This is a genomic window from Companilactobacillus sp. FL22-3 (genome assembly GCF_054881455.1).
The window spans coordinates 170,772-185,805 of record NZ_JBTYYZ010000001.1 but is presented as its reverse complement, the minus strand read 5'-3'; the positions used below and the strand labels follow the sequence as shown (position 1 = coordinate 185,805).

The following is a 15,034-nucleotide window of genomic DNA, read 5'->3' as shown; positions in this document are numbered from 1 at the left end:
CTATGATAAAAAAAATTAAGAGCCTAGTGTATTTCGAGCTAAATATTACGTTAGATAATAAAATCGTTCTTGTTTATACATTAGTTTTCCCGATTATATTTTTGCTTTTTAACCGAAATGCCAATATTACTAATGATTCATATTTATATGGATATTGGTCTTATATAATTGTAACCGGAATCTTAAGTGGTATTGTTGCAGGAACGATAAGTATGAGAGAATCAAATTTTTTAAAAATGTTTAGTTACTTAGCCAAATCAAAAGGATATGTATTTGTCTCTAATTTGATCTCTCAAATTATAGTATTAGAACTAGAATTATTAATATTCAATATATTTTCTATGTTAATTGCAAGAAATTTTAACATAAAAATTATCATCTATTGCTTCCTATCATCACTAATTATGATTCCGTTGTGCGGAATGTTTGTTTCATTCTTTTTAGTCATGAAGATGAGACAGAATACATTCAATGTTTTATTAAATGGTTATTTATTAATTATGCTAGCAAGCTTCTATGTTAAGTTCAATACCACAATAACATGGATTTTGATGGCAATTAATCCATTTGTTTATTTCTCTAACATGTATAAGTTGTTTACATTTCAGCAAGTTGATTTTATTAATTTGGTTGTACTTGTTTTCCTAGGAATAGCATATTCATTGATTGGAGTAATATCCATAAGAAGAATGCCTATTATTGGAGTTACGAATAGATATTAATAGAGGAGTTAAATATGCAAATAAAAAATTTTACATTTAAATTTAAAAAAGAACCAGATTGGTTATTTCATAATTTAAATATTAATTTTTCTTCGGAAAAAATCAATGTCATTATTGGACCAAATGGAATTGGCAAGTCTACATTATTGGACTTCATTGCCGATGCAGATGACAATCGAAATAATAAAATTTTTGAAGATTTTCCACGAAGAGAACGAATTGCATATCAATTACAAGGAGTTCCCTTTATTGGACAGACTACAGTGAAAAAAACTATTGATATGCTCCTACAAATTGATGGTAATGACAATGTTCAAAGAGAAAATCCAGATTACATTGCTAGAATTTATCCTAAAAAGATGAGTGAATTATCAGGTGGTCAAAGAAGACTCGTTGTAATTTATGGAATAAGTCTATTAGATAGAGATTTATATCTGTTTGATGAACCTGAAAGCGGATTAGATCCTGAAATGTCAAAAAAAGTGATATCTCTCATTGGTGATATTCAGAAAAGCGGAAAAAAAGTAATAATGACAACTCATCAATTTTCCAATATGAGTGATGAGCAACAATTATATTTTCTTAGTGGTCAAAGATGTGCATTTGTCGGTTCTAAAACTGAATTGTTAAATCTTACGAATACAGATGATATTTCTAAATCATACGAATATTTAAATAACAAATACTAGGATAAGAGCATATTGACATAAATGATTTAAAGCATGCATCATTGCTGATATCTATTTTTAAACCGTGTGAATTTGAGGTAAATCCTGATTTATTATATTGTAAAACACTTATTGATATCATTGATTTATACGAAATTAAAAATAAGATATTGACCAATTTTATTTATTCAAGAGATAAAATTTCGTCAGAACATAAAATAAGTAAAATAGATGTGATGAATCATAATTTGGATGATTTAACGGCATATATTTTATTTGATACTAAAAATTACTCTCTTTCAAAAGATTACTTTAATCTCTTGAAAGAGTACGAATATCCAACTCTTTTTTCGAAAGAAAGTAAGTTATTAGGTGTTAGGAGGGCAGGACAATGAAATTAAGATCAATCATTCGAAATGATTCCCAATACATGGGCAATTGAATTTGCAAGTCGAGACAAAGCACACTCAGTGTATGAAAAAGTAAAAAAAGCATATGAGTCAGATCTGGGTAGCATTACTGTTACTAAGACCGAGATTGGTAAATTTTGGATGCCATAAAATTATTGATACCGAGGAATACTGATGAATTTTGAAGAGCAAAAGAATCATCAGGGTAAAACTTTTTCCTCAATCAATACGATTCTAAATATTTTCCAAAAATAAAAACTCCTCAGATAATTTCTGAGGAGTTTTTATTAGTTCAATTCACGTTGTTGCTCACGTTTACGAAGCCATGGCATAACAAAGCCAAGTCCGAATAAGACGATAACAGTAACGAAGTTCAATAGTAATTGATGATTGAAAGCAACAGTACCGATCTTAGCTTCTTGAGGGATGAATCCTAAAGTAGCACAGATGAAGGTAAAGGCTAAACACCAGCCGCCGACTAGCAAGGCACCAGTACGGTTTTTGATGAAAGTATAATCTGAGTGAAACTTGTCTTGATTCCAACGCATGGCAACGAAAGCGAAGAAGACCCAACAAGTCTTATATGGTGAGATGATACCGTTAATGTTTAACAACCAGTTATAAATCGTATTGATATTTGGTAAAGTACCTGTCAATAGCAATAGGAATAAACTCAAACCAGTAGTCATTGTGTAACTGTGGATTGGACGACCATTTTTGTTAGTCTTAGTGATCCATTTAGGCATGAATTTGTCAGCAACATCACCGGCAAAGACCCGACTAGAGGCATCTAGTAAGACAGCTAATTGAGCCATCATGAAGATTGCTTGGACAACGGCGAAGATGTACATCAATAACTTACCTACGCCCAAACTATTGCCAAGAAGTTGGAAAGCATAGTAAGGGCCGTTCATCTTGAAGTCATGTGGAATGTGGTTGGCATTGAAGAACATTGCCAAAGCTAAGGTACCAAAGATAGTTAAGAAACCAGTCATGATAGCTAGTAACCACATAGCTTTGGGAAATTCATGTTTTGGATCACGCATTTGCACAACATATGGAGCAGCCAATTCAGCACCAGACATGGCGAAGATCAACAGCCCGGTCGTTGAGAAGTATTTCAGACTAAATGACGGTTTGAAGGCTCCCCAGTTGAATGGTTGCGTAGCGATGTGATGACCGTGCATAACGGCATATCCAGCCAATAAAACGAATAACATCGACATGATGAACATGGCACCACCACCTATAAGTGACAGAATTTCGAGTGAATTTTTAATAACATTTTCTAAAAGAATGAAGATCAAAATGATGATAAAAGTTAAGATACCGAACCAGAAAGTCGACATCTTTTTGTCTAAAGTGTTGTTACCTAAGAACATCCAACTGAATGAAACGATAACCGAGTTTGAAACGTCAACGATGTAAGGCACACTTTGAACCCAATACATCCATGAAGTCCAGTAGCCAAGTGTATCGTTACTACTATGACGAACCCATGAGGACAGACCTCCAGCTTGATTATCAAAGGTTAAACTCATTTGACTTGAAATCAATGCATAAGGAATAACGTACGAGAACAATAGGAAAATCCATGAGATAACTACAGATAGTCCTTGGTTTTGAAATGGATAAAAGATATTTTCAAAACTGATGATGGTAACGAAGTCGATCAAAGCAATGACCGGCCAGCTCAAATAATGTTTTTTAGTTGGTTCTAATGTTTCCAATTTTATTTTCCCCCGAATTGTATGTGAAGTCTTGATATATCAGGATTTTTAACTTTGGGGGTTTCAGCGTCAGCAAAGAACTGAGGAATTTCACTTGTTTACTACCTCGATCTGTATATATAATCAATGCCGTGATATTTTTTTATAAAACTTAGCTGTAAAAAAACATACCCAAAAAAGTATAATGATTTATATAATATTTTCAATAGTTTTATGAAAAATTTGAAAAATAGGGGGAAATTATGAATTTTCTGAAAATTGCCATTGGTAATGATGTGAAAGTAAGCCATTCTAGTGAGTGGGAGACAATTCCATTCAACGAAAATATCAATGTAGCTGAATTGGCAGCAATTGTTTTGAATCAAAATGATACTGCTGCCTTGAAGGTTGCAAAAAATCTACAAGTAGCGTCAGGACTCGGCATCCCTATTATTAAAATAAGCCAAAAAGAAATTACAGAATCAGAGATCTACTCACAAGCACTAGATTATCAACAAAAAATGGTGCCAGGTTTCTTAAGCGATTTAGTTAATTTTGCCAAGGACCGACCAATTAGTTTTACGACTCCAGGCCATCATAATGGTCAGTACTATGAAAAACATCCAGCTGGGGTAGTTTTTAATCGGTTCTTTGGAAAGAACTTAATGTTTGCAGATACGAGCGATACAGTCGCTGAATTAGGAGATACGATGACACATGGCGGGACTCCTTTGACAGCTGAACAAAAAGCGGCCCAAACTTATCACGCAGACAAAGTTTATTTTTGTACGAATGGGACGACTAGTGCTAACTCAATTTGTGCCAGCGCCTTATTAACGGACGATGATTTGGTTTTATTTGACCGTAACAATCACAAGTCACTTTATAATAGTGCCTTGGTAATGGGCGGAGCTAAGCCAGTTTATATCCCAACTGATCGTAACCCGCTGGGATTGATTGGTGAAATGAATCCGAAAGCTTTGGATGAAGATAATATTCGTGCAGAAATTGCCAAAGTAGATCCTAAAAAAGCTCAAGCTAAGCGGCCTTTTAGATTAGCCATTGTTCAATTGGAAACTTATGATGGCGTCTTTTATGATGCTGACTGGATGATCAAGAAAATCGGCAAACTCTGTGATTACATTCTTTTTGACTGTGCCTGGGGTGGATTTGAACAATTTGTCCCAATTATGAAGCATCTCTCACCACTGTCCTTAGAATATGGACCTGATGATCCTGGCATTCTAGTTACCCAATCGCTGCATAAGCAACAAGGCGGTTTAGCTCAAACGTCACAGATTTTGAAAAAGGATGCTCATTTGAAAGGTCAGAGTCGTTATGTTGACCACAAACACTTCAATAATGCCTATCTCAAATTTGTTACTTCCAGTTATTCATATCCTATCTATGCTTCTTTGACAGTGAATTCATACTTGACCTCTGGGCAGGGAAACGTCAATTGGTGGGATGAGACACTTCGCTTAGGAATTGATTGGCGCAAACAATTGTTAAAGAAGTCGAAATTGTTCCGACCCTTGGTACCAGATAATTTTTTAGAGATCAGTACCGATAAATTAGCTACCCAAAGTAAATATTGGTCACTCAACGCAAGCGATAATTGGCATGGATTCAAAGAAGTAGCATCAGGGCAAGCAATTCTTGACCCTTTGAAGATCACCGTTATAACGCCTGGTATTGATGTCAAACAGGCAAAATATCAAGATCAAGGTATTCCTGGACCAGTAGTAGCTGAATTCTTAATGGAGCAACGTATCATTCGGGCTAAAGATGATCTGAACTCATTATTGTTTCTCTTAACGCCAGGAGATTCTAAGGCAGAATTGGATTCATTATTGGCAGCCTTTTTAAAATTTGAAGAATTTTATTTAGCGGATGCGCCGTTAGAAAAAGTCTTGCCAAAATTAGTACAACAGTATCCCAACCGTTATGACGGCTATACCTTACAACAATTGTGCCAAGAGATGCATCAGTATTATCGAAAAAATAAAACTTTTATTTTGCAAAAAGACTTGTTCGCTAAGCCTAATATGCAAAACTATACTATGACACCTAAATTAGCCGATCAATTATTTATGAAGAATCAAAGTGAATTGGTGGATTTACAAAATATTCAAGGCCGGATTGCTGTTGAAGGTGCTTTGCCATACCCACCAGGAGTCTTTATTGTTGCTCCCGGAGAGAAGTGGGGACAGATCGATCAACGATACTTTGAGGTTTTAGTCGGAGCAATAGAGCGTTTTCCAGGCTTTGTGCCCGAAATTCAAGGTGTATATTGGGATAAAAATGCTGATGGCAGTATTTCAGTTCAAGCAGAAGTATTGAAGAATAATTTAGAGGAGAATTATAAATGACATTATCGTGGAAGACAGGTTTACCTGAAGAATTGAGTCAAAAGATTGAAAAGGTTGAAAAGATGATTCAACCAAGACTTGCAGAGATTGATCAACAAGTTCTCTATAATCAACAACGAGTTTTGAACTTGTTTAGAGAAAATCAAGTTGGTGAAGAGGATTTAGTACCATCGACTGGCTATGGTTATGATGATATCGGCCGTGATAAAATTGAAAAAATTTATGCCGGTTACTTCAAAACTGATGATGCTTTAGTTCGTCCCCAATTTGCCTCTGGTACTCATGCGATTTCAACAGCTCTTTTCAGCATGCTGCGTCCTGGGAATACTCTTTATTATTTAACAGGAACCCCATATGATACGATCCAAGAGGTTATTGGCTTGGCTGGTAATAAACGTGGCAACATGATGGAATATGGTATCAAATTTGCTACAACTGAATTACTAGATGATGGGTCAGTCGATTATGCTAACGCTGAAAAAGCTTTGAAAGCTGACAATTCGATCAAAGTCGTTGCCATCCAACGTTCACGTGGTTATGCCGTTCGTGATAGTTTTACGGTGGCAAAGATTGCTAAGATGATCAAATTTGTTAAGTCAATCCGTCCGGATGTAAACGTCTTTATTGACAACTGTTATGGCGAATTTTCCGAAATGGAAGAACCAACTTTCTACGGTGCTGATATTATGGCTGGTTCACTTTACAAAAATGCCGGTGCCGGAATTGTAAAGAGTGGTGCATACTTAGTCGGTCGCGAAGATTTGATTGATGGCGCTGGTTCGCGTTTAACCGTTCCTGGTGCTGGTAAAGGTGAGGGTGCTACTTGGGGTTACTTGCGTGACTTCTATCAAGGATTCTTCATGGGCGCCCATACGACTGGTGAAGCTTTGAAAGGGATGATTTTTACTGCCGCTCTCTGTGAAGAAATGGGTATGACGGTTTCTCCTAAGTGGGATGCGCCTAGAACTGATATCGTTCAAACAGTCAACTTTGGTAAGCCAGATCCAATGGTTGCTTTCTGTGCCGCCATTCAACATTATTCACCAATGAATTCTTTTGTCGATCCAATTCCTAGTCACCAAGATGGTTATGAAGATGACGTCGTGATGGCTTCTGGAAGTTTCGTTGAAGGTTCAACGATTGAACTTTCATCCGATGGTCCGCTCAGACCTCCATATGCTTTATATATCCAAGGTGGTTTGTCATACGCTCATGTACAAATTGCAATTACACAAGCTGTTAAAGAAACATTTTATAAATAATTCAAAAAAGTTCGCCGATTAATTTCGACGAACTTTTTTGGTTGTAACGGTTTTAGTTGATGATTAGGTCCCGGCGACGATAGCCTAGATAGCCAATAATCATTAAAATAACGGCAAATCCTATCTGCCACCAGAAGGTGCTGACTTCAAAGTTTTTAATCGGTACTTGGTCGATGAATCCAAAAGGCGTCAATTTTTTTGTCCAATCAGGTAATTTGAGCAGCTTGCCAAAGTACTGTACAAAAAAGGCCAAAACTAAATAGCCATAGTTCAAATTAGCTAACTTTGGTAGCCAGCCAATTAAACAAGCAGAAATTCCTAACATAATTAAGATTGGTGACAGATAGCCATAGAAACTGCTCATGAAGATATCAAAGTTCAATGGTTGTTTCATAACGGCGTTACCACCTAGGTATAAGCCACAAACACCAGCAAAGAGTACCGCGATGCTTGAGAGGGTTCCTAAGATTAAGACTGAACAAAACAATTTCAAGCGGCTGGTTGGTGTGGCGTGAATTATCTCAAGGTAACCTTTACTTTCACCGGTTTTAAGATAGTTGATAATCGAGATACCAGGTACGAGGGCTAGTGCCGCAAAAACGATCATTAAAACTGCCAGAAATTGTTTGATGATCAAAAGGTTGGCAGCATTAACGGCCTTAGTATCTAATAATTGTTTCAATAAAGGATTGGTCTTGAGAATATCGCCAATAGTATTAAAGATTGAGCCATAAGTAGCACCCAAAATCATAATACCGATAAACCAGATGATAATGCTGACCCGGTTTAAACGCCAAAAGAGTGATAATGGTCCACGCAAAAAAATTGTGGCATTGGCTTTTCCTGGTCTAGTGGCAATCAATCCTGAACCGATATCACGATGACTGTTTAAGTAAAAAGCCAAGCTTATTAATAAAACTGACAAAAATAACATCAATAAAACTGGCAGCCAATTATTATCTTTGTAAGTTGAAAACTTTTCTACCCAGCCCATAGGCACATACCAAGTATATTTAGGATGGGTGACATCAGTGATCATCCGTGCAATATACATAATGCCAAAGACCAAATAAGAGAGGATTGTCGCCATCCGAGCGTTGTCGGTCAATTGAGCCATCACTGCAGCGATAGTCGCAAACATAAAACCGACTGCTCCTAAGCCCAAACCTAGTAAGAAATTACCGTTAGTATCTGTACCAGTCAAGTTGGCAAACTGTAACCCTAGTCCGTAAATCAAACCGATTCCTAAATTCAAAAAGAAGAGCTCCAATAGGGTGGCAGATAAATTAGATAGTCGACCGACTGAGTGAGATTGAATCATTTCAAAAATTCCAGATTCTTCTTCGCCACGGGTACTCTTGATCATGAAGTTGAAGTTCATAATGGCAGCCACAATCGCCATAAAGACGGTCATTTCTGAAGCAAAGACATCGGCAGTAGAATAAGGTCCAGCAGGCATTTTTCCGAATAACGATACCATAGCAGGTGTCTTGAGGGTTTTAATAATTTGATCGATTGAATTTTGATTGCCGTAAAGTGTCGTAAATTTGCTTGCAACACCGACGAAAAGAGCCATCAAAACGACTGCCCAGATAATTAGTTTGAAGCGGTCACGTTTGAAACTAAAGCGAGTGAGAAAGAATGTTTTTTGAAACTTTTCATTTATCATTATGACTCACCTCATCAGTTGAATAATAGCGCATAAAGAGGTCTTCCAAAGTTGGCGGAGTGGCTTGTAAGGTAACAATTTGTTTCTGAACTAAGTAGTTCATTACCGAGTCAAGCTTGTCAGAATCAACCGAAAGAGTCAGAGTTTGGTCAGATTCTGTAACGACGTTATGGACACCTGGTAAAGTTTTTAATTCGGGAGTGGGCGCTTTAGTTTTGACCTTGACTACAGTTCTAGTCAGGTGGCGCATTTCATCAAGAGTACCAGTTTCAACGATTTCTCCATTACGAATAATACCGATATGGTCACACATCTTTTCAACTTCAGATAAAATATGACTCGATAGTAGAACTGATTTACCCGCTGCTTTCAACTTGAGAACTTCTTTTTGAAAAATTTCTTCATTCAATGGATCAAGGCCAGAAGTTGGCTCATCAAAGATATAAAAATCCGCTTCTGTTGAAAAAGCAGCAATCAGAGCAACCTTTTGACGGTTACCTTTGGAATAAGTTCGAGCTTTTTTGGTGGGGTCGAGCTGAAATTGTTTGATGAGTTGATCGGTGCGGGTGGAATGCTGACTGTGGCTAAGTTTCAGAAACAAATCGATGATTTCTCCACCAGTAAGATTAGGCCAAAGATAAACATCGCCAGGCACATAAGCAATGTGTTTGTGGATCTCGACAGCGTCTTTGTAAACATCTTTGCCGAAAATCGTCGCCTGACCTCCTGTGGCACGCAAAATACCTAGTAAAGTTCTGATGGTAGTTGATTTGCCGGCACCATTAGGTCCAATGAAGCCAAAGACTTCACCGGGATAAATATCGAAAGTAATATTTTTTAAAGCTTGAAATTTGCCAAAACTCTTTTGAAGATGATCGATATGAAGTGTAGGCGTTTGTTCGTTTAGCATGATATTTAACCTCTAAAATGAAATATTTTTCTTGAATAGTTCACTATTTACCGAGTATATTAGAGCCAAGCAATACCAAAGTCAACAACTAGGCAGGCGGGGATTGAACTATTAAATAGCTGATCTTCAAATACCTTGTTGGATTAAATAAAAAAATGAACTATTCGCATAAAAAATATTTGAGGTAATTATCATGGTTAATAATTTCAAGCGTAAAAATGATAAAAAAGAGAGTATTTTAACAGCGGCGGAGAAGATCTTCATTGAACAAGGTTATAAAAAAACCTCCATTGCTCAAATAGCAAAAGAGGCAAAGTCGTCACAAGTGACACTCTATAAATATTTTCCCAGTAAAGTTGAATTAGCCCGGACAGTCGTAATTAAATTAATTATTGACGGTTATCGCCAATCGGAAGAGGCACTAGATAACTCACAAGATAGCTTTATTAAAAAAATGGAGAATATCATGTCTTATGGTTTAAATATGTCCAACGCTATTAATGATGATTTTGTAGTATTCATGTATAACGAATTCAGTGGTCAAAATGGTGATCGCCGCGTTCGAGACACTTACAATAAATACAAACACGGTTTCTGGAAAAAGCTGTTAGATCAAGGCAGAGCAGAAGGGGCGGTTGATTCTGAGATAACTGACGATGGGGCAATCATCTATTTAGATATGTTCATTAACTACGCTATGAGTACTGATCCTGTTAATCCTCACAGTGCGATTGAAATCAAGAATCACGAAAAAGATTTAATGCATCTTTTCTTTTATGGCATTATCGGCCGAGCATAATAAAGCCTGGTGATTTTTAAGAGCTATAAGGCTGGTAGTTGTAATTGGTAGTCTTTGAAGTAATCACTCTTTAGTTTGCCAAATTCATCGATCAAAGCGTGTAATTCTTCAGCTTGTTTGGATGTGAAATCAAAGTCAGCTTCCACGGCATTTTTTAATTGCATGTAGGTAGGTTTCTTGGTAAACGCATGTAGCTGAGAAAAGAGTTTCATCGCATAATTATCGGCCACAAAAGTTGCTCGATGAAAATAATAAAGTAAGACCACGTCCGCCGTTTCATTACCGATCCCTTTTAACGACAACAACTTTTTGCGTAATTGAGGAGTCGATAATCGTTCCCATTCCGTGAAATTGTCTTGGTAGGCCGTCAGCAAAGAACGCAGGTAGATGGCTTTATTGTGGAAAAAGCCACTTGGTTGGATCAGTTGTTCCATTTCTGAATTTGTTAAATCCAACATGCGTTGAACTTCAAAATTTGTTGCTTGTTTCAAGTTATCTAAAGATTTTTTGATGTTACGTGAATTCGTATTTTGGATCAGAATCATTCCTGATAGCATCTCCGCCACATTTTCAGCCGGCCACCAGTTTTGCTCACCTAATTGTTGTGACAGCATATTGAGTAAGTCATAAATAGTAATTTGTTTGTACAATATCAAAATCCTCCCAAAAGTAATTATCCATCAAACAAAAATACGTCGCAAATGAGCTTGGAGACGTTTTCAAAGACTTTTCGCTTATTTCTGAAAATAATTAGTGCTAACATGTTATACGCTGAATTAATTATGGGGGTGTAATTATGTTAGGGATTATTTTTGTTGTGGTCTCAATTGCCTCTTTGATCCTGGAAAAGTATGTTTTAGCAAATAACTCACACAATTGGTTGGGGGCGATTGTTCCGTTTCTTTCAATTGCCTTTATCGTTTGGATGATGTTAACAAGTCGAATGCAATTTGATTTGACTAATGTAATTCTGGCCATTGTTTACGTTTCATTAAGTTTTCTTTTTTGGGGACAAGGTAATGACCGTTATCACCAAAGAGTCGTCAGTAAAATTTATGAGTAGAATTTAAAAAATAACGTCTGGTTTTCAGAAAACTAGGCGTTATTTTTTTGAATCCAGTTTAAACGATTGCTTTAATGGCTGCGGTCAGACCAATGACGTCATCTTGGAGTGAAAGACAAGGAGTTTTGCGACGGTCGATTACTTGGTTGGGTAGGTAAGGGATGTGAATAAATCCTGCTTTTAGATTAGGGAACTTTTTATCAATTAAATACTGAACCTGATACATGATATGGTTGCAAACAAAAGTTCCAGAGGTTGTTGAGATATAGCTTGGTAAACCCACATTGTGAATTGCTTGCACCATTTTTTTAATCGGCAATTGAGTGAAATAAGCGTTTTGGCCGTCTGAATGAATAGTTTGATCGATAGGTTGAAAGCCTGCGTTGTCCGCAATTCTGGCGTCATCGTAATTGATCGCGACTAATTCAGGGGTTAAGCCGTATCTATTTGAAGACTGGCCAACATTCAGCACGAAATCAGGCTGATTCTTTTCAATAGCTTGTTGAACCACTGCACCAACTTGGTCAAAAATAGTCGGAATTTGTAATTTGATAACTTGAGTATCATCGATTTGATCAGGCAGAAGTTTGACAGCCTCGATCGAAGAATTAATCTGATCAGTACCAAAGGGATCAAAACCGGTTACTAGTATTTTCATAAGAACAACCTCCCATTGTAAGTTAATATCATCTTAAGCTTTTTTAAAAATAGTTCAAAAAAAGCATCCTTTGCTAGTCAAAGAATGCTAATAGAAAGATTATCTTAATAGTTAAATAAACTGATTATTGCAGTAAAGAACAAGACATACAAGACTACGATCACAGCGGCAATAATGAATTGTACTAAGCCAGCACGGTTCCAAGTTGCTTGCACGGCTTTAAAAGTTTCAACGTCTTTGTAATTACCATTTTGCCAAGCCCAAGTATTGCCTTTGAATCCAACAACAAAGACCCAAACAATATTAAAGAATGGAATTAAGCAAAGTAAAGGTAGGTAAGTCCGATTACCGATCCCCCAAAAAATGTTGTACATAAAGGCGCCCCAGTTCCAGCCCTTAACTTCTTCTGGAATAGATGTAGAATTTTCATACATGATAATAATCTCCCTGTGTTTTTTGAAATACATATTTTTTCAATATGTAAGGCAGAAATATTATATCATGAATGTTTAATTAAAAGCATCAAGCCAAAGATTATTAGGATGACATAAACATATTTTGTAAATTGCTGACTATCAATCTTTGACCCAATCCAGTTACCAAGTGGTACAACGATAAAAAGTAGCGGAATAATGGCTGCCAAAAGTTTGACCACTTCCATGCTCCACATTCCTGATCCAAGTTTTCTTAATACGACTAAAGTTCCCACACAGACGAAGTGTCCTTGAAGGATGCCGCGCAATTTATCAGCATCCCATTTTTTAGCGGTTCCATAGACGACGATCGGTACGCCATGACTATTGAAAGATGCTCCTAAAATTCCCGAGATAATTCCAGCCACATAGTCGTATTTATCGCTAAGCTGCAAGCTTTTTTGACTAGGGTGTCTCAATGCATAGAGGTTGTAAACTCCGTACAAGATAATGAAACTTCCCAGGACTTTCATGATGATAATTGGTGAACCGAGTTTAATAATCAAAATACCTACAGGAATACCCAGCAATGAACCGAGAACAAGTCGTTTCAAGGTAGGCAAATCAATGTGCTGACGGTACTTGATTGCTACTGGAATAGCGACTAGAAGACCGAGTGCCCCAATTAAAGCAGTAGAGGTTTGGATATTAAACGAAATTAAGGCCAATAGAGGCATAGTTACGAGTGCTTCTCCGAAACCAAACACAGTTCTCATCAAGGCCCCAAACAGAGCAATCAGTACTACGAGTATGTAAGTCATTAAATAAATCTCTCCTTATTTTTTTACTAATCATAAATAAGAGTGACAACCTTTTTTAGCTGTCACTCTTATTTTGTAAGCTGATTTTTAATTAGAGAATTGGTGATAACAATCTGGAGAACCGTTGCTTGAAGTGGAGCCAAGCACCTTGTTCTTTGATTATATCTGGAGTCAAAAGAATCGAATCGTCCATATCTTTTTCAAAAGCCCGAGCAATTTGATGAGCTACCTTGGCATCATAAATAAAAGCGTTGGCCTCAAAGTTCAAGGAGTAACTTCTAAAGTCATGATTCATTGAACCAACGGAACAAATTTTGCCATCAAAGACAGAAGTCTTCGAATGTAAAAAGCCTTTTTGATAACTGTAGATTTTGATACCATAACTCGTCAGCAAGTTAGCGTAATACTGAGTAGCCCGATAGATAAAGGGATGATCAGGCATACAAGGAATCATGATCCGGACATCAACACCTGATCTGGCAGCAATCGTTAAAGCTGTAAACATAGGATCATCTGGGACTAAATAAGGTGACTGAATCCAGACACTCTTCTTAGCTGATACGATCATATCAATGAAGCCATCCTTAAGGATCTCTTCTCGACTATCAGGACCATCAGTAATGATTTGGATAGGTAAATTAGCGTCCGTATTAAATTTATCGGATGGGAAGTACTTTTCAGTAAAGGCTAACGGCTTAGCATTTCGGTCTAGTGAAGCATTCCAATCTCTGAAAAAACGTTCCTGCAATAGCAAGGTAGCCGGACCAAAGATCCTAGAATGGGTGTCTCGCCAATAACCGAATTTTTCAGTTGTATTAACATATTGATCACCAACATTGAAGCCACCGACCCAACCAAATTTACCATCAATGACAACAATTTTTCTGTGCAAGTGATAGTTGAGTCGAGTTTTGGCAATGACGTTTTTTGAAGTGATGAAAGGTAAGACCTCGCCACCAGCAGCTTGGAAAGTCTTGAAATATTTAGGCTTAGTCCCATTAGATCCCCATGGATCGTAGAGTAAGCGGACTTCCAGACCCTCTTTGGCTTTTTGCGTCAAAAGTTCTAGGAATTCATCCCCAATGTGACTTTTGATGAAAGCATAATATTCAACGTGGACGGTTTCTTTGGCGTTTTTAATGTCTTCAAACATCTTTTCAAATTTAGCTTTACCATCGAAGAAAAGTTCAATCTCGTTGTGACGTGTCAGAGGAGCTTCCTCAGTCTCATTAAAGAATCGAATGATATGTTCTGCATAGCGCGTTTCATCGTACCGTGAGGCGTTTTGAGGTCGCTTTTGAGCAGTGATCGCCATTTGCTTCAACTGACTTAAACTGTAGTGTTCCTGTTTGCTAATATTAAAGATTTTTTCTTGAGCAATCCCACGACCCAAGAAGGCGTAAATTAGGAATCCCACAATTGGTAACAAGACCAGCACTAAGATCCAAGCCCAAGTAGTAACAATATTACGAGGTCGATGGAAAACTGTAATCAAGGCTGAAATGGTATTGACTGTTAAGACAATGAGAACTAGCCAGATGATCCATACATCAATCAT

At 37.1% G+C, this 15,034-nt stretch carries 14 protein-coding genes; 6 read left to right on the top strand and 8 right to left on the bottom strand.

Annotated elements, in window-relative coordinates:
* Positions 1-2: 2 nt before the first annotated feature.
* Both ACYT32_RS00850 and ACYT32_RS00845 read left to right on the top strand, forming a co-directional pair.
* Entirely contained in the window at positions 3-722 is a 720-nt protein-coding gene (locus ACYT32_RS00850; protein WP_395264046.1) for a hypothetical protein, read from the top strand.
* Between the two features lie 14 nt (positions 723-736).
* Complete coding sequence (locus ACYT32_RS00845) at positions 737-1,411, top strand: ATP-binding cassette domain-containing protein (protein WP_395264045.1); 675 nt, start codon at positions 737-739, stop codon at positions 1,409-1,411.
* Between the two features lie 676 nt (positions 1,412-2,087).
* Here the strand turns inward: ACYT32_RS00845 and ACYT32_RS00840 are convergent.
* Positions 2,088-3,530, bottom strand: coding sequence for an APC family permease (locus ACYT32_RS00840; RefSeq protein WP_395264043.1), 1,443 nt, complete (start codon positions 3,528-3,530; stop codon positions 2,088-2,090).
* A gap of 242 nt (positions 3,531-3,772) precedes the next feature.
* On the opposite strand from ACYT32_RS00840, the gene ACYT32_RS00835 reads away from it, so the two are divergent.
* Both ACYT32_RS00835 and ACYT32_RS00830 read left to right on the top strand, forming a co-directional pair.
* A complete protein-coding gene (locus tag ACYT32_RS00835) occupies positions 3,773-5,881 on the top strand; it encodes a putative ornithine decarboxylase (RefSeq protein WP_395264042.1) in 2,109 nt (702 codons plus the stop codon).
* Complete coding sequence (locus tag ACYT32_RS00830) at positions 5,878-7,143, top strand: methionine gamma-lyase family protein (RefSeq protein WP_395264041.1); 1,266 nt, start codon at positions 5,878-5,880, stop codon at positions 7,141-7,143. The genes ACYT32_RS00835 and ACYT32_RS00830 overlap by 4 nt, the downstream gene beginning before the upstream one ends.
* Positions 7,144-7,195: 52 nt before the next feature.
* Here ACYT32_RS00830 and ACYT32_RS00825 read toward each other — a convergent pair whose 3' ends face one another.
* Together ACYT32_RS00825 and ACYT32_RS00820 are read right to left on the bottom strand one after the other, a co-directional pair.
* Positions 7,196-8,812, bottom strand: a complete 1,617-nt coding sequence (locus tag ACYT32_RS00825; RefSeq protein WP_395264040.1) for an ABC transporter permease — start codon at positions 8,810-8,812, stop codon at positions 7,196-7,198.
* Positions 8,802-9,722 carry an ABC transporter ATP-binding protein gene (locus tag ACYT32_RS00820; RefSeq protein ID WP_395264039.1) on the bottom strand — a complete coding sequence of 307 codons (921 nt, stop codon included), beginning with the start codon at positions 9,720-9,722 and terminating at the stop codon, positions 8,802-8,804. The genes ACYT32_RS00825 and ACYT32_RS00820 overlap by 11 nt, the downstream gene beginning before the upstream one ends.
* Positions 9,723-9,915: 193 nt before the next feature.
* On the opposite strand from ACYT32_RS00820, the gene ACYT32_RS00815 reads away from it, so the two are divergent.
* Entirely contained in the window at positions 9,916-10,521 is a 606-nt protein-coding gene (locus ACYT32_RS00815; protein WP_395264038.1) for a TetR/AcrR family transcriptional regulator, read from the top strand.
* A 23-nt stretch (positions 10,522-10,544) separates the two neighbouring features.
* Here the strand turns inward: ACYT32_RS00815 and ACYT32_RS00810 are convergent, their stop codons facing one another.
* On the bottom strand, positions 10,545-11,171 hold the full coding sequence (locus tag ACYT32_RS00810) for an endonuclease III domain-containing protein (protein WP_395264037.1): 627 nt from the start codon (positions 11,169-11,171) through the stop codon (positions 10,545-10,547).
* Between the two features lie 146 nt (positions 11,172-11,317).
* Between ACYT32_RS00810 and ACYT32_RS00805 the strand changes: the two genes are divergently transcribed.
* Positions 11,318-11,584, top strand: a complete 267-nt coding sequence (locus ACYT32_RS00805) for a hypothetical protein (RefSeq protein WP_395264036.1) — start codon at positions 11,318-11,320, stop codon at positions 11,582-11,584.
* Between the two features lie 58 nt (positions 11,585-11,642).
* Here the strand turns inward: ACYT32_RS00805 and pcp are convergent, their stop codons facing one another.
* From pcp to cls, 4 genes are all read right to left on the bottom strand, one after another.
* Positions 11,643-12,242 (bottom strand): pyroglutamyl-peptidase I, encoded by a 600-nt coding sequence (pcp, locus tag ACYT32_RS00800; RefSeq protein ID WP_395264035.1) that lies wholly within the window; start codon positions 12,240-12,242, stop codon positions 11,643-11,645.
* A gap of 104 nt (positions 12,243-12,346) precedes the next feature.
* Positions 12,347-12,676 carry a ribonuclease G gene (locus tag ACYT32_RS00795; RefSeq protein ID WP_395264034.1) on the bottom strand — a complete coding sequence of 110 codons (330 nt, stop codon included), beginning with the start codon at positions 12,674-12,676 and terminating at the stop codon, positions 12,347-12,349.
* A gap of 65 nt (positions 12,677-12,741) precedes the next feature.
* Positions 12,742-13,476, bottom strand: coding sequence for a sulfite exporter TauE/SafE family protein (locus ACYT32_RS00790; protein WP_395264033.1), 735 nt, complete (start codon positions 13,474-13,476; stop codon positions 12,742-12,744).
* 91 nt (positions 13,477-13,567) lie between these two features.
* Positions 13,568-15,034, bottom strand: a complete 1,467-nt coding sequence (gene cls / locus ACYT32_RS00785) for a cardiolipin synthase (RefSeq protein ID WP_395264032.1) — start codon at positions 15,032-15,034, stop codon at positions 13,568-13,570.